An 18,967-nucleotide genomic window follows, 5' to 3' on the forward strand; every position below is an offset into this window, starting at 1 on the left:
TTATGCAAAGTTACTGCTTGGTTAAATTCTGCCACCGACTGGGCCCGGATGCACCCCCTGAAACGCAAAAGCCGCCCGAAGGCGGCTTGACGGAGGAGGTTCACGCGCTCATGGCTTGACGTAGTCGGAGACCACCTTCCACTTGCCATCGGTGATCTGCGACAGGCGCGAGAGGTCGCTGCCCAGGCGCTTTTGCGGGCCAAAGGTGCCCTCGGCGCTGCCGAACATGTCCGGCGGGATCACCATGGTGTCCATGGCCTTGATGAAGCTGTCGGTGCTCAGGTTGGGGCCTGCCTTCTGGGCCGCCTTGATGAAGGCATCGACCGCGTTGTAGCCGTAGACCGAGAAGACGGTGGGGTCTTCATTGAACTTGGTCTTGTACTTGTTGGCCCAGAAGCGGATGGGCTGGCTGGCCTCGTCCAGGTACGGGTGTTGCACGGTCATGGTGGCGTAGAGGCCGTCCATCGGCTTGCCACCCAGCTTGTGGATGAGGTCGGTGTAGGCGGCGCTGGAGCCGAGGAAGGTGGGGTTAAAGCCCGTCTTGCGCGCCTCGCCAATGGTGCCGATGGTCTCGCGAATGATGGTGCCCAGGATCACGAAGTCGCATTCGGACGATTTCATCTTGGCGACTTGTGACGAGAAGTCGGTGGCGCCGCGCTTGTATGAAGTTTTCTCGGTGAACTCCATGCCCATGGACTTGAGCGCTGCCTCGCCGCCGCGCATCACTTCCAGACCAAACTCATCGTCCTGGTAAATGGTGCAGACCTTCTTGGCGCCTTTTTCCTTGATGAGCTTGGGCGCGGCCAGGCGGATCTGGTCGTAGTACGTGGCGGCAAACGAATACTTGAGCTTGTGGAAGGGTTCGTACATTTCCCGTGCAGCGGTGACGGGGAAGAAGTTGATCACGTTCTTGCTGAACTGCACGGGCATGGCGGCCAGGTTCTGCGCCGTGCCGATGTGCGCAATCATCATGAAGATCTTGTCCTGGTTCACGAGCTTTTGCGCAGCCAGCACGGCTTTCTTGGGGTCGTAGCCCGAGTCTTCCACCTTCAGGTCCAGCTTGCGGCCATTCACGCCGCCTTGCTCGTTGGCCTCGTCCACGCGCAGCATCATGCCCAGCCGCACCTGCTTGCCAAACCCCGCCAGCGGGCCCGACAGATCCTGGATGGAGCCCAGCGTGATGGTGTCCTTGCTCACGCCCTGGCTGGGCTGCGCCTGGGCGGAGGCACCGGCCATGGCCACGAGGGCCAGCGCGGCGATGTGATGAAACTTCATGGCACGTCTCCTTCGGTTGGATCGAAACAAAAACGATCGCTCGTTATAGAACGATGCCCCGGGTGGGGCACCAGCACTTTCCCTATCCTGATGGGCGTGGCCTGTGGTTGCTTGCCGTGCGGGCCTACCGGTACATGGCCTCGATCTGGGGCGCGTACTTCTGCTGCACCAGCTTGCGCTTGAGCTTCATGGTGGGCGTCAGCTCTTCATCCTCGGCCGTGAGTTGGGTGTCGAGCAGGAAGAACTTCTTGATCTGCTCCACCCGGGCGAACTTGGTGTTGACGCGGTCGATCTCGCCCTGGATCAGCTCCTGCACCTCGCGCGTGCGGGTCAGGCTGGCGTAGTTGGAGAAGGGCACATCGTTGTCCTGCGCGTACTTTTCCACGTTCTCCTGGTCGATCATGATGATCACCGTGAGGTAGGGCAGCTTGTCGCCAATGACCACCGCATCGGTGATGTAGGGGCTGAACTTGAGTTCGTTTTCCAGTTCGCTGGGCGTGATGTTCTTGCCGCCGGCCGTGATGATGATGTCCTTCATGCGGTCGGTGATGCGCAGGTAGCCGTCCGCATCGATCAGGCCCACATCGCCCGTGTGCAGCCAGCCGTCGGGGTCGATGGTTTCGGCCGTCTTCTCGGGCTGGTTGAGGTAACCCTTGAACACATTGGGACCGCGCACCAGGATCTCGCCGGTGGCGGGGTCGATGCGCACCTCGTTGTAGCTGGCTGCTGGGCCGATGGAGCCAGGTTTGATGCGGGTGGCGGGCACACCCGTGGAGGCGCCACAGGTCTCAGTCATGCCCCACACCTCCAGCATGGGCACGCCCAGGGCCAGGTACCACTTCACCAGCTCGGGCGAGATGGGGGCTGCCCCCGTGACGAGGAAGCGGGCGCGGTGGATGCCGATGAGCTTGCGCACATTGTTCAGCGCCAGAAAGCGCGCGAGCATGAACTGCGCCTTCAGCAGGCCACCCACCGGCTGGCCCGCCAGCACGCGGTCTGCAATGCGCGTGCCCACGCCAATCGACCAGGCATAAGCCGCCTGCTGCAGCCGCGTGGATTCCTTCAGGGCAATCATCACACCCGAATAGAACTTCTCCCACACGCGCGGCACGGCGGTGAACACGGTGGGCGCGATCTCGCGCACGTTTTCGGGCACGGTGTCGGGGTTCTCCACAAAGTTCAGGCGCGCACCGGTGTAGAGCGAGAAGTATTCGCCGCCCATGCGCTCGGCGATGTGGCACAGCGGCAGAAAGCACATGGTCTCGTCCGCCTCGCTGCGCGAGATGAGCGTGTTGTAGCCACGCACGGTGTAGGTCAGTGCGCCGTGTGTGTGCATGGCGCCCTTGGGCTTGCCGGTGGTGCCCGAGGTGTAAACGAGGATGGCCAAGTCTTCGGGGCGGCAGGCCTTGACGCGCTGCATTAGCGCGTCGGGGTGTTGTGTATTCCACGCGCGGCCCAGCTCGCGCAGGGCCGCAAGGCTCAGCACATCGGGGTCGTTCAGGCTGCGCAGGCCTTCCATGTCGAACACCACCACCTTGCGCAGCAGGGGCAGGTTGTTGCGCACTTCCAGCGCCTTGTCGAGCTGCTCGTCGTCTTCCACAAACAGCACGGTGGCGCGCGAGTCTTCACACAGGTAGTGCACCTGCGCCGCCGCATCGGTGGGGTAGATGCCGTTGGCCACGCCGCCGCAGCTCAGCACGGCCAAGTCGGCGAGCACCCATTCGATGTTGGTGTTGGACAGGATGGATGCGCATTCGCCCGGCGCAAACCCCAGCGACATCAGGCCGCCTGCAATCTCGCGCACGGCCTCGGCGGTCTGGTCCCAGGTCCAGCTCTTCCAGATGCCCAGCTCCTTCTGGCGCATCCACACGCGCGGGCCGCGCTCGGCCACGGCGTTCCAGAACATGGCGGCGATGGTGTCGCCTGCCAGCACGTCGGTGCCGGCAGGTTGGATGTGATCGAGGTCCCAGAGATTGCTCATGTTGTCCTCACCGCCATGTCTTCTTCTTTTTCCACCGCCGCTCACCCCGCACGCCCTCGTCCTTCATGCCGAGGTAGAACTCCTTGATGTCGTCCTTCTCGCGCAGGCGCTCGCAGCTGTCTTCCATCACGATGCGGCCGTTCTCCAGCACGTAGCCGTAGTCCGATGCGTTGAGCGCCATATTGGCGTTCTGTTCCACCAGCAGGATCGTGGTGCCGCGCTCACGGTTGATGCGCACCACGATCTCGAAGATTTCCTTGGTGAGCTTCGGGCTCAGGCCCAGGCTGGGCTCGTCCAGCAGGATCAGATCAGGGCTGGCCATGAGCGCGCGCGAGATCGCCAGCATCTGCTGCTGGCCGCCCGAGAGCAGGCCCGCGTCCTGTGCGGCGCGCTCCTTCAGGATGGGGAAGTAGCCGTACACGGTTTCAATGTCGCGCGCCACTGCGTCCTTGTCGGCGCGTGTGTAGGCGCCCATGAGCAGGTTGTCGCGCACCGAGAGCAGTGCAAATACTTCGCGCCCCTCGGGCACATGCATCAGTCCTCGGCGCACGATGGCGGCTGGGTCGTTGGCGGTGATGTCGGCGCCCTGGAACTCGATGGAGCCCTTGCGCGGGTCGATGATGCCGCTGATCGTCTTCAGGATGGTGGTCTTGCCTGCGCCGTTGCTGCCCAGCACGGCGGCGATTTCGCCGCGCCGCACCTGCAGGCTCACGCCCCGGATGGCCTTGATGGGGCCGTAGGCACTTTCCACGTTCTGCAGGCGCAGCAGCGGCTGGTCGGCGGCACTGGCCACCGGGCTGGTGGCGGGGGCGGACAGCACGGCGCTCATGTGCGGGCTCCCATGCTGGAACCCGCAGGTCGGCGCAGGTTGCTCACGTCGTCGATGGTGCCCAGGTACGCCTCCACCACTCCGGGATGCGTCTGTACCTCGCGCGGCGTGCCCGTTGCCACCACCTCGCCCTGGTTCATGGCCAGCACGCGGTCGGACACCTTGGAGACCAGCGACATGTCGTGTTCCACCATCAGCACCGTGATGCTCAGCTCATGCTGAATGTCCTGGATCCAGAAGGCCATGTCATCGGTCTCCTCCACATTCAGGCCCGACGAGGGCTCGTCGAGCAGCAGCAACTTGGGCTCGGTGCACAGGGCGCGGGCCAGCTCCACCACCTTGCGCACGCCGTAGGGCAGGCCGGCCACCATGGTGTCGCGGTAGTGCTGCAAGTCGAGAAAGTCGATGATTTGCTCGGCCTTTTCGCGCGCCAGGATCTCGCCTTCACGCACCTTGCGCGTGAAGAACATCTCGGCCCACAGGCTGCTGTGCTGCCGCGTATGGCGGCCGATCAGCAGGTTGTGCAGCACGCTCGCGTGCTCGAAGAGTTCGATGTTCTGGAAGGTGCGCGCAATGCCCAGGCCCGCCACCTTGTGTGGCGGCTGGTCGGTGAGTGGCAGCATGGCGCCGCCGGGGCCCGCATAGGCAATGGTGCCGGTGGTGGGCGTGTAGATGCGGCTGATGAGGTTGAACACCGTGGTCTTGCCCGCGCCATTGGGCCCGATGAGGGTGAACACCTCGCCGCGCCGCACGTCAAAGCTCACGTTGTTAACCGCCAGCACGCCGCCAAAGCGCACGCTGAGGTTCTGGGCCGAAAGCAGGACTTCGTTGGTCATCGCTGTCATTTCAACCTGTCGGATTTTTGAAAGGACTTCTGCCGCTTGAACAGGCCCTTGCGGTAGAACGGGAACATCTGCAGCCAGGTGCGCACCTTGAGCCAGCGGCCGTACAAGCCCATGGGCTCGAACAGCACAAACGCAATCAGAACGACGCCGTACACCACCGCCTGCAGGCCAGGCGACTGGCCGATGGAGTCTGGCAACCAGTCCTTGCCCAGGGAGATGAGCTGCGGCATGGCGATCAGGAAGATCGCGCCCAGGAAGGCGCCGTGCACTGAGCCCAGCCCGCCGATCACGATCATCAGCAGCAGGTCGATGGACTGCAGGATGTTGAACTGATCGGGTGAGATGAACTGCAGCTTGTGCGCGTACAACGCCCCGCCGATGCCTGCGAGCGCGGCTGATATGGAGAACGACAGCGTTTTGTAGCGCGCGAGGTGGATACCCATGCTCTGTGCCGAAATCTCTGAATCACGGATAGCGACAAACGCGCGGCCCGTGGGCGAGCGCAGCAGGTTCAGGATGGCGAGGGTGCTGACCACTGCAATCACCAGGCACAAGAAGTAGAACGACTCGGTGGATTCGAACGAATAGCCCCCAATCTGCGGCGGCACCAGGTGCTTGCCGGAGTTGCCGCCCGTGACCGACTCCCAGCGCGCAAACACCTCTTCCACAATGAAGCCGAACGAAAGCGTGGCCATGCCCAGGTAGATGCCCTTCACGCGCAGCGCGGGCAGGCCCACCACCACGCCCACAGCGGCAGACAGCCCCGCTGCGCAGGCCAGCGACAGCGCAAACGGCCAGCCCATGCCCGTGAGCACGGCCTGTGTATACGCCCCCACGCCGAGGAATGCAGCGTGCCCCAGCGAGAACAAGCCGGTGAAGCCCGCCAGCAGCATCAGTCCCAGGCCCACGATGGCGTAGATGAGCACAAAGGTGAGCTGAGCCAGCCAGTATTCGGGCGCCACCCAGGGTGCGGCGACGAGGGCCAGGCACAGCAGGCTGTACCAGAACACATGTCCGCCATGCTTGGCGAGGCGGATGTCTTGCGCGTACGAGGTCTTGAAGATGAAACGCATGTTTGTCCTTCAGACCTTCTTCCGTAGCTTTTCGCCGAATAGCCCGTTGGGTTTGACCATCAGCATGATCAGCACCACGATGTACGCGGCCGTGTCCTTGAACCCATCGGGCAGGTAGAAGCCCGAGAGCGATTCGACGATGCCGATCACCAGTCCGCCGACGATGGCGCCGGGCAGGCTGCCAAAGCCGCCCACCACGGCGGCCGGGAAGGCCTTGAGGCCGATCAGCCCCATGTTGGCGTGCACGAAGGTGATGGGCGCCAGCAGCAGGCCCGCCACCGCCGCCACCGCAGCGGCCAGGCCCCAGGCCAGGCCGTTGAGCCGCTGCACCGGAATGCCCATGTAATAGGCGGCCAGCTGGTTCTGCGACGACGCCTGCATGGCAATGCCCAGCTTGCTGTAGCGGAACATGGCGAACAGCAGCACGCACAGCACGCCCGTGGCGCCAATCACCACCAGCTGCTCGGCGTTGAGCACCAGCGCACCGAGGCGAAACGACAGGTCCTTGTAGGGCACGGGCAGCGTGTGCGTCTCGGTGCCGATGTTGGGGATCATGGTCACCAGCCCGCGCAGCACGTAGCCGATGCCGATGGTGAGCATGACGATGGAAAACGCGGGCTGGCCCAGGATGGGGCGGATCACGGCGCGCTCCAGTACCACGCCGAAGCAGCCCATGGCCAGGATGCTGGCGAGCACCGCCACCCAGAAGGGAAAGCCCAGCACCGTCATCAGTGCCAGCCCGCAGAAGGCGCCGAGCATCATGAGTTCGCCCTGGGCAAAGCTCACGGTCTCCGTGGCCTTGTAGATGAGCACGAACCCCAGCGCGATCAGGCCGTAGATGCACCCCTGGGAGACACCGCTGATCAACAGTTGCACAAATTGCACACTGGCTCTCCAGATTGAGACCTGAGCCGGTGGGCGCAAAGCGTGTGGTGACTGGCAGCACGCACTTTGTGAAACCCTGTGGGCACAAGACCTGCAGAATATTTTTACAAAGCGATTGCTTTGCATAAATAATGGTGCACGTGCCCGGCGCAGACCGCACTCGGGGCTAACCCTGATGAGCGACTGCCGGTCGGCAGCGGCGCATATTGACGCAGTGCGTGGTGGGGCGCAATAAGGGTTGCGTCCTATCCACCCGGATTCAGCGCACGAGGAGAACCCATGTCCATACAGGTAGAGACCCAGGGGCGTGTCACGCTGGTGACATTGCACCGCCACGATGTGCGCAACGCGGTGGATGCCGCCACAGCGCAGGCCTTGCACGCTGCGTTCGTCGCGTTCGACCAGGATGACAACGCGGACGTGGCTGTATTCCACGGCGCGGGCGGGCATTTTTGTGCGGGGTGGGACCTGCAGTCGGGCGCGCGCCTGCAGGCGCAGGGCGTGTCGCCCGAGGCTTTGGCCGAGGGGTTGGATTTTTCGCCGGGCGAGGCCCAGCCTCTTGGTCCCATGGGCCCCAGCCGCTTGCAACTATCCAAGCCCGTGATCGCCGCCATTGAGGGCGCTGCCGTGGCTGGCGGCATGGAGCTGGCGTTGTGGTGCGACCTGCGCGTGATGGCTGAGGACGCCTACATGGGCGTGTTCTGCCGCCGGTTTGGAGTGCCGCTCATCGACGGCGGCACGGTGCGCCTGCCGCGCCTCATCGGGCTGTCGCACGCGCTGGACCTGATCCTGACGGGGCGCAAGGTGGAATCGGCCGAGGCCCTGCGCCTCGGGCTGTGCAACCGCGTGGTGCCTTGCGGGCAGGCGCTGGAGGCAGCACTGGTGCTGGCCCGCCAGCTGGCTGCCTTTCCGCAGGCCACCCTGCGCGCTGACCGCGCCAGTGCGCTCGCGGCAGAGGGGCTGCCCTTGCAGCAGGCTTTGTTGCAGGAGTGGACGGGCGGCCGCGAATGCCTGGCAGAGGCCTTGCGTGGCGCCGTGCGTTTCAGCGCGGGGCAAGGGCGCCATGGCCATTTTTAGGTCAAAATGCCTGAAGGCGCCGGTGTATCAAGCACTGATAGCTATAAAAACAGGAGTCATCGGCCGGGCGGGCGCAGTGCCCCGCAGGATCGTACGCCGCACACCATGAGCAAAACCATCCCCTCACAGCCACAGGCCTTTGAGCCCGAGTTCATTGCCGGGCTCAAGTCCATCTTTGAAGAAAAAATTGTGTTCAATCAGGTGCTGGGCCTGAAGATCACGTCCCTGGCGCCCGATGGCGTGGCGGGCCGCATCGACATGAAGCCCGACCTGGTGGGCCACTACGCCTACAACCGCATCCATGGGGGTGTGATCAGCGCGGGGCTCGACGCCATGGGCGGCCTGGCGGTGATGGCCGCGATCGGCGCCAAGCACCTGGACGAGCTGCCCGAGCAGCGCCTGCACCGCTTTGCCAAGCTGGGCACCATCGACCTGCGCATCGACTACCTGCGCCCGGGCATTGGCAGCCACTTCGAGCTGCGCGCGCAGGTGCTGCGGCTGGGCTCCCGGGTCGCCACGACACGCATGGAGTTTCTCGGGCCGGATGGTCAGATCATGTCGGCGGGGGCCGCTGCGTACATCGTGTCTTGAGGCGTGCGCCGCAGGATGTAACGGCGGGATGTGTGATCCCGCAAGCCCTGCAAGCGCATGCAACCATCGAACCGTTTGGTTACCGTTCTTGCGTAACGAAGGCATCTTTCACAGGGCGCGAAACCTACGATGACTCTCTTTTCAAGGAGATCTGATGGCCGTGCAAAACCCCTTCTTTGGCAAGCGTGAACCCGAGTCGTTCCAACCCCGCAGCAGCACCAGTTCAGGCTCCGTATTGGGGGGCTCTGCGACCAACAGCGTGGCTTCCGTGCAGCCGGTGCCTGCGGCGGCGGCCCCCAAATCGAGCAGTGCCGGCGACAGCTCGGGCAGCAAGCTCACGGTGGGGCCGAACATCAAGCTCAAGGGCGTAGAGATCACCGATTGCGACACCCTCGTGGTGGAAGGCACGGTCGAAGCCACCATGGATTCGCGCGTGATCCAGATCTCGGAGCACGGTGCCTTCAAGGGCTCGGCCGAAATCGACATTGCCGAGATCCACGGCGAATTCAACGGCTCTCTCACCGTGCGCCAGAAGCTCGTGATCTACAGCTCGGGCAAGGTCAACGGCAAGATCCGATACGGCAAGCTGGTGGTGGAAGAGGGCGGTCAGCTGGCCGGAGAGATCGAGGCCGGGTTCTCCGCGTCGTCGTCCAGCAGCACGCAGCGGGCCGCAGCGCCCTTGAGGGCTGAGCCGGCTGCGCTGGTCGCCTGAGACGGTGTGACAAAACGCGCGCCGGAGGGCGCGCGGGCAGGCGCGGCCGGGCATTACCCGCGCGCCCGCTCATTTGATTACGCCGGCGCGTCGTGCTTGGGCACCGGGCGCGGCCTGCCCTGGTCGTCGATGGCCACGTAAGTCAGGCGCGCCTCCGTCACCTTGACATAGCGGCCCTGGTCGGCAAAACGCTCGGCATACACCTCCACCTCCACTGTGACCGAGGTGTTGCCCACCCGCGTGATGGCCGAGAAGAACGACAGAATGTCGCCCACGCGCACAGGCTGCTTGAAGATGAACTCATTGACCGCCACCGTGGCCATGCGGCCCTGCATGTAGCGCGCTGGCAGCACGGAGCCCGCCAAGTCCACCTGCGCCATCACCCAGCCCCCAAAAATATCGCCGTTGCCATTGGTGTCCGCAGGCATGGGGATGACCTTGAGCACCAGTTCCTTGTCGTTGGGTAATGCGGCGGGTGGTGGGCTGAAAACGGCAGACATGGGCACAATCTCGGTTGGGGCTGAGCCAATTCTTGGAGGAACCTGGGGTTTCACAAGCGGCTCGCCCGCAAAAACCACCTTGGCATCAGCCGGGTCGGTAAAAACAACAACAACCGGAATTGTCCCCCATGCGCCACCACGGCGAAACCGCCCCTACTGCGCCCGGTGCCACCCCCCATGGCGCGGCCGCCAGCCCCGTGCCCGTCCAATCGGACTGGGCCACCCTGCACCGGCTTCTGCCCTATCTGTGGCAATACAAATGGCGCGTGATTGCCGCCATCGTCTTCATGGTGGGCGCCAAGCTTGCCAATGTGGGCGTGCCCATCCTGCTCAAGACGCTGGTCGATGCCATGAGCCTGAAGCCGGGCGACCCTGCCGCGCTGCTGGTGGTGCCGGTGGGGCTTCTGGTGGCCTATGGCGCGCTGCGGCTGTCCACGTCGCTGTTCACCGAGCTGCGCGAACTGGTGTTCGCCAAGGCCACGCAGGGCGCGGCGCGCTCGATTGCGCTGCAGACCTTTGAGCACCTGCACGCGCTGAGCCTGCGCTTTCACCTGGAGCGCCAGACCGGTGGCATGACGCGCGACATCGAGCGCGGGGTGCGCGGCATCGAGTCGCTGATTTCGTTCTCGCTGTTCAACGTGTTTGCCACGCTCATCGAAGTGATTTTGGTGTTGAGCGTGCTGGCCGTGAAGTTCGACGCGTGGTTTGCCTGGATCACACTCACCGCGCTGGTGCTGTATATCGCCTACACCGTGCTGGTGACCGAGTGGCGCACCCAGTTCCGCCGTGAGGCCAACGAGTTCGACTCGGCGGCGCACTCCAAGGCCGTGGATTCGCTGCTCAACTACGAAACCGTCAAATACTTCAACAACGAAAGCTTCGAGGCGCGCCGCTACGACGAGAGCCTGGAGCGCCTGCGCCGCGCGCGGCTGAAGAGCCAGACCACGCTGTCCATGCTCAACACCGGCCAGCAGCTCATCATCGCCGTGGGCCTGGTGGCCATGCTCTGGCGCGCCACGCAGGGCGTGGTCGATGGGCGCATGACGCTGGGCGACCTGGTCATGGTCAACGCGTTCATGATCCAGCTGTACATACCGCTCAATTTTCTGGGTGTGATCTACCGCGAGATCAAGCAAAGCCTGACCGACCTGGACAAGATGTTCACGCTGATGGACAAGGAGCGCGAGGTGGCTGACGCCCCCGGCGCGCAGCCTCTGGCCGGGCTGGACCAGCCCACCGTGCGCTTTGAGGATGTGGTGTTTGCCTACGATCCCAAAGGCGGGCGCACCATCCTGCAAGGCATCAGTTTCGAGATTCCGGCAGGCAAGACGGTGGCGGTGGTCGGGCCCTCGGGCTCGGGCAAGAGCACACTGGCACGGCTGCTGTTCCGCTTCTACGACATCCAGCAGGGCCGCATCACCATCGCGGGGCAGGAGATCCGCAGCGTGACGCAGGGCAGCGTGCGCCAGGCCATTGGCATCGTGCCGCAGGACACGGTGCTGTTCAACGACACCGTGGCCTACAACATCGCCTATGGCCGCCCCGGCGCCAGCCAGGACGAGATCGAATCTGCCGCCCGCGCTGCGCGCATCCACGACTTCATCGCGAGCACCCCGAAGGGCTACGCCACCATGGTGGGCGAGCGGGGGCTCAAGCTCTCGGGCGGCGAAAAGCAGCGCGTGGCGATTGCGCGCACCTTGCTCAAGAACCCGCCCATCCTCATCTTTGACGAGGCCACCAGCGCACTGGACTCCGCCAACGAGCGCGCCATCCAGGCCGAGCTGCAGGGCGTGGCGCAGAACAAGACCACGCTGGTGATTGCCCACCGCCTGTCCACGGTGGTGGATGCGCACGAGATCCTGGTCATGGACGCCGGCCGCATCATCGAGCGCGGGACGCACGCACAGTTGCTGGCCCTGGGGGGGCGCTACGCGAGCATGTGGTCCCTGCAGCAAAGCGATGCGGCCGCTTGAGGCGTACCCTCATTTCTCTCTTTTTCTATCTCGATATTTGACCCATGAAGCCTGTCCTCCTCGCCCTCATGTTCCTGTCTGAAGGGCACATCGCCCAAATGGCGCAGACCTTCGAGGTGATCTACGCCCCCGACGCCGCCCAGGCAGCAACCGCTATTGCGCAGCACGGCAGCCGTGTGCGGGTGGTGCTCACCATCGGTGCCGTGGGCCTGAGCCCTGCGCAGATCGATACCTTGCCTGCGCTCACGCTCATCTGCGCGCTCGGCGCCGGTTACGAGAACGTGGCGGTGGACTACGCCAAGGCCCGTGGCATCGTGGTGGCTACGGGTGCTGGCACCAACGACGACTGCGTGGCCGACCACACCTGGGGCCTGCTGATCGCCGCGCAGCGCCGCATCCTGCCGCTGGACAAGGCCACGCGCGCAGGTGTGTGGCGCACGGCCCTGCCGCTGCCCCCCAACGTCTCGCACAAGCGCCTGGGCATCATCGGCCTGGGCACCATCGGCAAGAAGATTGCACAGCGCGCGCTGGGCTTCGAGATCGAGGTGGGCTATCACAACCGCAGCGCCCGCACCGATGTGCCTTACCGCTACTTTGCCGATGTGACGGCGCTGGCCGAGTGGGCGGACTTTCTCGTCGTCGCCACGCCCGGCGGCGCGGGCACCAGGCATCTGGTCAACGCTACGGTGCTCAACGCGCTGGGCCCGCGTGGCGTGGTGGTCAACATCGCACGCGGCAGCGTCATCGACACCGCCGCCCTGGCCGCCGCGCTGCGCGAAGGCCGCCTTGCCGCTGCGGGCCTGGATGTGTACGAGAGCGAACCCTTGCCCCCGGCCGAGCTGCTGGACCTGGACAACGTGGTGCTCACGCCGCACGTGGCAGGCTGGTCGCCCGAAGCAGTGCAGAACTCGGTGGACCGCTTCATGGAAAACGCCCGCCGCCACCTGGCGGGCGAGGCGCCCGTGACGCCGCTATGAGCATAAAAATGCCCTGTAGCGCCAGTACTTCATGTGCTGAATGCTATGAAATGCATAGCAATTGCGCTCCCCGAGGCGCTGGCAGTACCTGGGGTGTGGCATGACGCTGGATCTGGCCGACCTCCAGCAGCGCCTGCGCGCCTTTGCCGCTGCGCGCGACTGGCAGCCGTACCACACGCCCAAGAACCTGGCCATGGCGCTGATGGTGGAGGCGGCCGAGCTGCAGGAGCTGTTCCAGTGGCTCACGCCCGAGCAGTCGCAACACCTCACCGCCGACCCCACGCAGAAAGAGCGCGTGGGTGAGGAGATGGCCGATGTGCTGCTCTACCTGCTGCAACTGGCCGACCACACCGGTGTGGACCTGCGCGATGCGGTGGAGCGCAAGCTGGTGAAGAACGCCATCAAGCACCCGGCACCGCCCGCCGACCTGACTTCGGCAGATTGACCCCAGCCGGGCAGCGCCCGCACTCAGGCGTTCTCTGAATACCCCTTGGGCCAGCCGCCGCTGGCGTGGTCGCACTCCTGCCAATCGCGACCGCGCGGGGTGTGGCCGATGCCGGGGTTGAAGGTGTTGGTCGGGTCCAGCGACTGGTAGAAGCCCGCCAGCGCAGGCTTGGCCACGTACAGGTGGCCTACGTTGTGCTCGGCGGGGTACTCGGCGCGGCGTTCGTCCAGCAGCTCCCACATGCGGTGCTCCATGGCCAGCGGGTCCACGCCCTTCTTCACGATGTAGTCCTGGTGGAACACATGGCAGAAGAAGTGACCGTAGTACAGCTTGTGCACCACATCGCGCTCCACGTCCTGGGGCAGTTGTTCCACCCATGCGCGGTCGTTGCGGCGCAGGGCAATATCCAGCGCCACGATGTCTTCGACCTCGCTGCGGTGCACCTCGCGGTAGCGGATGGCGGCGCCTGCAATCGCAAAGCGGTGCAGGAAGGCTTTGCGGCCTTCGTCGGCATCGCACTCAAACCAGCCGCCCTGGGTGCTGTGGGCAAAGTGCTCTGTCAGGAATGCCCGGGTGGCTTCTACCTGGTCGTTCGATACGCGCACCAGCAGGTGGTGTTCGTACAGGTCGCGCCACTGGCGCACGCGCCGGGGCAGGTGGCTGGGCAGCAGGCGGGTCACGGCCTGGATGGCGTGGTCCACAAAACCGCGCATGCCGATGCGTTCAAAGAAGCCATCGAACCGGCTTTTGAGCGCAAAGGCCGCAGGCACGCGGGCCGTGCCAAAGCGGTCGATGAGCAAAAAGGTGTCCTTGCCGTACTTCTCGCCAATGTCGAACGCGGTGCGGTGGATGTATTCACCGGCAATGGGCGGGCGTGGTAGCGCGGTGAGCAGGTGGCGGCGCACGGCGGTGAGGTCTTCGGGCGCGTTGCTGCCGATGTAGAACACCGTGCTGGGTTCTTTGGGGAAGGTGTCGAGACGCACGGCAAACAGGCACACCTTGCCCGCAGAGCCCGAGGCCTCGAACAGGCGGGACGGGTCGGCATTGAAGCGGGCGGGGCTGTCGGCGTCCACGGCGCGCACGTCCTGCGCATAGCGGGCGTCGGATGCGGCGCGCTCGGGCTCGTGGCGCACGTCGGCTTCAGAGTAGCTGCCGTTTTGCAGGCGGGTCAGGATGTCTTCGGGCGTCTGGCCCAGCTCGATGCCCAGGTGGTTCACCAGCTCCAGCGTGCCGTTGTCGCGCACCCGGGCATACAGCGCCAGCTCGGTATAGGCCGGGCCGCGTCGCACCAGCGCGCCGCCCGAGTTGTTGCAGATGCCGCCCAGCACCGAGGCGCCGATGCACGACGAACCAATGACCGAGTGCGGCTCGCGGTTGAAGGGGATCAGTGTCTGTTCCAGCCGGTCGAGTGTGGCGCCGGGCAGGCACACCACCTGCTCGCCGCCGCGCACCACCTGCACACCTGCAATGCGCAGCGTGTTGATGAGCACGATTTCGCGGTCGTACTGGTTGCCGTCAGGCGTGGAGCCACCGGTGAGGCCGGTGTTGGCCGCCTGCATGATGACGATGCGGTCGGCCGCCACGGCGGCCTGCAGCACCTTCCACTGCTCCAGCAGCGTGCCGGGGCGCACGACGGCCAGCACCGGGCCTTCGCCCGTGCGGTGGCCTTTGCGAAAGCGTCGGGTGGCCTGGTCGTCGGTCAGGACGTGGGCGGCGCCCACGGCGTCGCGCAGTTGCGCCAGCAGGGCCTCACGGGAGATGGGGGAGATGGGTGTGGCGGCGCTCATGCTTCGCGCACCAGCAAGTCAGCGGAGATGTCGGCCACCTTGGCCACGCTGGTCAGGGTCATGGCCACGCGCATTTCCTTTTCCAGCAGCTCCAGCAGGTGCTTGACGCCTGCCTCGCCGCCAGCCGCCAGCGCATAGATGTAGGCGCGGCCGATCATGGCGCAGTCGGCGCCCAGCGCAATGGCGCGCACCACGTCCAGTCCGTTGCGGATGCCCGAGTCGGCCAGGATCTTGATCTGGCCCTTCACTGCGTCGGCAATGGCGGGCAGGGCGCGGGCCGACGACAGCACGCCGTCGAGCTGCCGGCCGCCATGGTTGGAGACGATGATGCCGTCCGCGCCAAAGCGCACGGCGTCCTTGGCGTCCTCGGGGTCGAGGATGCCCTTGATGACCATCGGGCCCTTCCAGAAGGCGCGGATCCACTCCAGGTCTTTCCACGAAATGGAGGGGTCGAAGTTGGCGCTCAGGTAGCCCATGTAGTCCTGCAGGCCCGTGGGGCTGCCCCGGTAGGCCGAGATGTTGCCCAGGTCGTGCGGGCGGCCCAGCAGCCCCACGTCCACGGCCCAGCGCGGGTGCGTCACGGCCTGCCAGTAGCGGCGCAACGGCGCATTGGGGCCGCTCATGCCCGAATGCGCGTCGCGGTAGCGGGCGCCGGGCACGGGCATGTCCACGGTGAACACCAGGGTGGTGCAGCCGGCGGCCTGCGCGCGTTCCAGCGCGTTCTGCATGAAGCCCCGGTCTTTCAGTACATACAGCTGGAACCACATGGGGCGCTTGATCTTTGGCGCCACTTCTTCAATGGGGCAGACCGACACGCTGGACATGGTGAACGGAATGCCATGCGCATCGGCAGCGCGGGCGGCCTGCACTTCGCCGCGGCGGCGGTACATGCCGGTGAGGCCCACGGGCGACAGGGCCACGGGAATCGATAGCTTCTCGCCAAACAGCTCGATGCTGGTATCGAGACGGCTCATGTCCTTGAGCACGCGCTGGCGCAGCGCGACAGTGGCCAGGTCATCGACGTTGCGGCGCAGCGTCTGCTCGGCGTAGGCGCCGCCGTCGATGTAGTGGAACAGGAAGGGTGGGAGAAACTTTTGCGCCGCTGCGCGGTAGTCGGCGCTGGAGGAGATGATCACGATGGCTCTCTTATGTCGGGGGCTAGATCAAGGGGCAGGCGCATGGAGCGTTCGCGCCGTGCGCGGTCTTCGTCCATGCGCTGGATGGTGGTGCGCACATGCTCCAGGTGTTCGCCAATGCATGCGCGCGCGCGCTGCGGGTCGCCGTCGAGGATGGCCTGCATCAGCGCCTGGTGCTGCGCCGTGAGCGCCTGCAGCGTGACGGGCGCACTCAGGCGGAACATGTCGTGCCGGTTGCGCTCCACGGTGGAGAGCACCACGGTGAACAGGCTGTGCATCACCTGCACCAGCACCAGGTTGTGCGAGGCTTCGGCAATGGCCAGGTGGAACTGTGCGTCGGCGCGTGCAGCCAGCTCGGCGTGGCCGCTTTGCTGGTGCTGCAGCATCACTTCAAAGCAGCGCTGGATGTGCTCTTTGTCCTGCGCGGTGGCGCGCTGCGCTGCCAGCCAGGCGGTACTGGTCTCCAGCGCGTGGCGCGTTTCCAGCACGTCGTAGCGGTAGTGGGGGTCGGATTCGATCAGGCCCGCTAGAGGCACCATGGCTTCTTGCAACCACTCCGCCGGTTTGTTCGACTGCTGCACATAGGTGCCATCGCCGCGCCGGGCCGAGAGCACGCCTTGGCTGGTGAGCTTCTGAATGGCTTCGCGCACCGAGGTGCGCGACACCCCCAACTCCTCGGCCAGTTGCCGTTCGGCGGGCAGCTTTTGTCCGGGCTGCAGTCCGCGTTCTTGCACGAGGGCAAGCAGTTTTTCGACAACGTGATCGGCCAGGCGCATGGGGGCTCTCAGATTCAGGGTTTCAATGACCCGGAATCATCCACGTAAACACATAGGCCTGCAGCGTGCAGAGGATGCCGATGATGGCGGCGAACACCAGGCTGTGCTTGACGGTGAAGCGGAACAGGTCCGATTCCTTGCCCGCCAGGCCCACGGCGGCGCAGGCAATGGCGATGGACTGGGGCGAAATCATCTTGCCGGTGACGCCGCCGGTGGTGTTGGCCGCCACGGTGAGCACTGGGGGCAAGCCCAACTGGGTGGCCGTGGTGGCCTGCAGCGCGCCAAACAAGGCGTTGGCCGAAGTGTCGGAGCCGGTGAGGAACACGCCGATCCAACCCAGGAAGGGCGAGAAGAACGTGAAGGCCTTGCCGGTGTGGGCCAGCGCCAGGGCCAGCGTGGCCGACAGGCCCGAGTAGTTGGCCACGAACGCAAAGGCCAGCACCATGCCGATGGAGTAGATGGGGATGACCAGCTCGCGCACCGTCTCACCCAGCGTGACCACGGCCTTGGCGGGGGAGAAGCGGGCGAAGGCGATGCTCAGGATGGCGGCAATCAGGATGGCCGTGCCGGTGGCGGCCAGCCAGTTGAAGGTGTACACGGCGCCATAGGGCGTGGCCTGTGCGACCACGGGCGGCATCTTGGCAACCAGCTTGTCCAGCATGGGCACGGGGATGTTGATGATGGTCGATGCCAGGGGACCGCCTGCGGCAAACAGCGCCTTGAAGGGCTTGATGCTCCAGATCGTGACCATGCCGGTCAGGATGATGAAGGGCGACCAGGCCTTGATGATGGCGCCTGCGGTGAGGGGCGCTGTGTTGGCGGCCACTGGCTTGGTCGCGGAGGCAGCCGTGCTGTCGCTGTCCTCAAAGCGGAAGATGCGCTTGGGCTGCCACACCTTGAGGAAGGCTGTCAGGGCAATCAGCGAGACGATGGCCGAGGTGATGTCGGGCAGCTCGGGGCCAATGTAGTTGGCGGTCAGGAACTGCATCACGGCGAACGAGCCGCCGCCCACCAGCACGGCAGGCCAGGTCTCCTTCACGCCGCGCCAGCCGTCCATGATCGCCATGATCCAGAACAGCACCAGGATGGTCATGAAGGGCAACTGGCGCCCGGCCATCTGGCCGATCAGGAACGGATCGATGCCCGACACCTGCCCGGCCACGATGACTGGAATGCCCATCGCGCCAAAGGCCACGGGGGCGGTGTTGGCGATCAGGCACAGGCCCGCGGCGTACAGCGGCTTGAAGCCCAGGCCCACCAGCAGCGCAGCGGTGATGGCCACGGGGGCGCCGAAACCGGCCGCGCCTTCCAGGAAGGCGCCGAAGCAAAAGCCCACCAGGATGAGCTGCAGGCGCTGGTCGTGCGTGACCGAGAGGATGGAGCTGCGGATCACATCAAACTGCCCGGTCTTGACCGACAGCTTGTACAGAAACACGGCCGCCACAATGATCCAGGCGATGGGCCACAGGCCGTAGAAGAAGCCATACACGGCCGAGGCCAGTGCGGCGCTCACGGGCATCTTGTAGAACAGCAGCGCCACGCCCAGTGCCAGCAGCACCGTCACGGTGCCCGCCTGGTAGCCCTTGAGTCGCAGCTTGGTCAGTGCCAGAAAGAAGAAAACGATGGGGATGAGGGCTACGAGCGCGGACAGCCAGATGTTCCCGGCCGGGTCGTAGTTTTGTTGCCAGAGGGTTTGCATAACGGTCAGTGAGGCATTGAAACGCAGCCAGGGACTAGGGGCCCATGGCTTTCTTCACCGCAGTGGATGCGCCGCCTTGGGGGCAGCGTTGTCTCCGGCCATTGGCCCTGCAGGTCGGGAGCCTGAGGGCTGGGTGGGCATGAAGACAGGCAGAGGCCGCTCGGTCTTCACTGGCAGACGATGGATTAAATTGGTATGACCAAAAATAGCCAATCCGTGCGAATTGGTTGTATTTTCAGTGTTCTATAGCGGTGATATTTATAGGGTAAATACTTAGTAGCGGCCATTTGCTTTGCATTTTGGTTATTGGTCGTACCAATAATGATGCGAAGGCACTCGAGTTAGGCGTGGGGCAACGACGTTGCCTCGGGTGACTCCCGGGTGGGATGACCAAGCTGGGGCTGTG

Annotated in this window: 17 protein-coding genes; 6 read left to right on the plus strand and 11 right to left on the minus strand. The window is 64.8% G+C overall.

What is annotated here, in order from left to right:
• Nucleotides 1–108: 108 nt before the first annotated feature.
• The 6 genes from C8C99_RS18485 to C8C99_RS18510 form a co-directional block, all read right to left on the minus strand.
• Entirely contained in the window at nucleotides 109–1,275 is a 1,167-nt protein-coding gene (locus C8C99_RS18485; RefSeq protein WP_108626511.1) for an ABC transporter substrate-binding protein, read from the minus strand.
• 124 nt (nucleotides 1,276–1,399) lie between these two features.
• Nucleotides 1,400–3,256 (minus strand): long-chain fatty acid--CoA ligase, encoded by a 1,857-nt coding sequence (locus C8C99_RS18490; RefSeq protein ID WP_108626512.1) that lies wholly within the window; start codon nucleotides 3,254–3,256, stop codon nucleotides 1,400–1,402.
• A 7-nt stretch (nucleotides 3,257–3,263) separates the two neighbouring features.
• Entirely contained in the window at nucleotides 3,264–4,085 is an 822-nt protein-coding gene (locus tag C8C99_RS18495) for an ABC transporter ATP-binding protein (RefSeq protein WP_108626513.1), read from the minus strand.
• Complete coding sequence (locus C8C99_RS18500) at nucleotides 4,082–4,921, minus strand: ABC transporter ATP-binding protein (RefSeq protein ID WP_108626514.1); 840 nt, start codon at nucleotides 4,919–4,921, stop codon at nucleotides 4,082–4,084. The genes C8C99_RS18495 and C8C99_RS18500 overlap by 4 nt, the downstream gene beginning before the upstream one ends.
• A gap of 5 nt (nucleotides 4,922–4,926) precedes the next feature.
• Complete coding sequence (locus C8C99_RS18505; RefSeq protein WP_056646880.1) at nucleotides 4,927–6,003, minus strand: branched-chain amino acid ABC transporter permease; 1,077 nt, start codon at nucleotides 6,001–6,003, stop codon at nucleotides 4,927–4,929.
• A gap of 9 nt (nucleotides 6,004–6,012) precedes the next feature.
• Nucleotides 6,013–6,888, minus strand: coding sequence for a branched-chain amino acid ABC transporter permease (locus C8C99_RS18510; RefSeq protein WP_056059365.1), 876 nt, complete (start codon nucleotides 6,886–6,888; stop codon nucleotides 6,013–6,015).
• A 279-nt stretch (nucleotides 6,889–7,167) separates the two neighbouring features.
• Here C8C99_RS18510 and C8C99_RS18515 point away from each other — a divergent pair, with 279 nt between their 5' ends.
• The 3 genes from C8C99_RS18515 (at nucleotide 7,168) to C8C99_RS18525 (ending at nucleotide 9,268) form a co-directional block, all read left to right on the plus strand.
• Nucleotides 7,168–7,965 carry a crotonase/enoyl-CoA hydratase family protein gene (locus tag C8C99_RS18515; RefSeq protein WP_108626515.1) on the plus strand — a complete coding sequence of 266 codons (798 nt, stop codon included), beginning with the start codon at nucleotides 7,168–7,170 and terminating at the stop codon, nucleotides 7,963–7,965.
• A 105-nt stretch (nucleotides 7,966–8,070) separates the two neighbouring features.
• On the plus strand, nucleotides 8,071–8,556 hold the full coding sequence (locus C8C99_RS18520) for a thioesterase family protein (protein ID WP_056646876.1): 486 nt from the start codon (nucleotides 8,071–8,073) through the stop codon (nucleotides 8,554–8,556).
• A gap of 154 nt (nucleotides 8,557–8,710) precedes the next feature.
• Entirely contained in the window at nucleotides 8,711–9,268 is a 558-nt protein-coding gene (locus C8C99_RS18525) for a polymer-forming cytoskeletal protein (RefSeq protein ID WP_108626516.1), read from the plus strand.
• Nucleotides 9,269–9,345: 77 nt separating this feature from the next.
• On the opposite strand, the gene C8C99_RS18530 is transcribed toward C8C99_RS18525, so the two are convergent.
• Nucleotides 9,346–9,768, minus strand: coding sequence for an acyl-CoA thioesterase (locus C8C99_RS18530; RefSeq protein ID WP_056646871.1), 423 nt, complete (start codon nucleotides 9,766–9,768; stop codon nucleotides 9,346–9,348).
• A gap of 128 nt (nucleotides 9,769–9,896) precedes the next feature.
• Between C8C99_RS18530 and C8C99_RS18535 the strand changes: the two genes are divergently transcribed.
• The 3 genes from C8C99_RS18535 (at nucleotide 9,897) to C8C99_RS18545 (ending at nucleotide 13,163) form a co-directional block, all read left to right on the plus strand.
• Nucleotides 9,897–11,741, plus strand: coding sequence for an ABC transporter ATP-binding protein/permease (locus C8C99_RS18535; protein WP_108626517.1), 1,845 nt, complete (start codon nucleotides 9,897–9,899; stop codon nucleotides 11,739–11,741).
• A gap of 44 nt (nucleotides 11,742–11,785) precedes the next feature.
• Nucleotides 11,786–12,718, plus strand: a complete 933-nt coding sequence (locus C8C99_RS18540) for a 2-hydroxyacid dehydrogenase (RefSeq protein WP_108626518.1) — start codon at nucleotides 11,786–11,788, stop codon at nucleotides 12,716–12,718.
• A gap of 100 nt (nucleotides 12,719–12,818) precedes the next feature.
• Nucleotides 12,819–13,163 (plus strand): nucleotide pyrophosphohydrolase, encoded by a 345-nt coding sequence (locus C8C99_RS18545; RefSeq protein ID WP_369867574.1) that lies wholly within the window; start codon nucleotides 12,819–12,821, stop codon nucleotides 13,161–13,163.
• A 23-nt stretch (nucleotides 13,164–13,186) separates the two neighbouring features.
• On the opposite strand, the gene dld is transcribed toward C8C99_RS18545, so the two are convergent.
• The 4 genes from dld to lldP are packed head-to-tail and all read right to left on the minus strand — an operon-like array spanning nucleotide 13,187 to nucleotide 18,561.
• A complete protein-coding gene (gene dld / locus C8C99_RS18550; RefSeq protein WP_108626519.1) occupies nucleotides 13,187–14,950 on the minus strand; it encodes a D-lactate dehydrogenase in 1,764 nt (587 codons plus the stop codon).
• Nucleotides 14,947–16,086: an FMN-dependent L-lactate dehydrogenase LldD gene (gene lldD, locus C8C99_RS18555; RefSeq protein ID WP_108626520.1), complete on the minus strand. Its 1,140-nt coding sequence runs from the start codon at nucleotides 16,084–16,086 to the stop codon at nucleotides 14,947–14,949. The genes dld and lldD overlap by 4 nt, the downstream gene beginning before the upstream one ends.
• A complete protein-coding gene (lldR, locus tag C8C99_RS18560; RefSeq protein WP_108626521.1) occupies nucleotides 16,083–16,862 on the minus strand; it encodes a transcriptional regulator LldR in 780 nt (259 codons plus the stop codon). The genes lldD and lldR overlap by 4 nt, the downstream gene beginning before the upstream one ends.
• Before the next feature lie 22 nt (nucleotides 16,863–16,884).
• A complete protein-coding gene (gene lldP / locus C8C99_RS18565; RefSeq protein WP_108626522.1) occupies nucleotides 16,885–18,561 on the minus strand; it encodes an L-lactate permease in 1,677 nt (558 codons plus the stop codon).
• Between the last annotated feature and the right edge of the window lie 406 nt (nucleotides 18,562–18,967).

Source organism: Acidovorax sp. 107 (assembly GCF_003058055.1).
GTDB lineage: Bacteria > Pseudomonadota > Gammaproteobacteria > Burkholderiales > Burkholderiaceae_C > Acidovorax.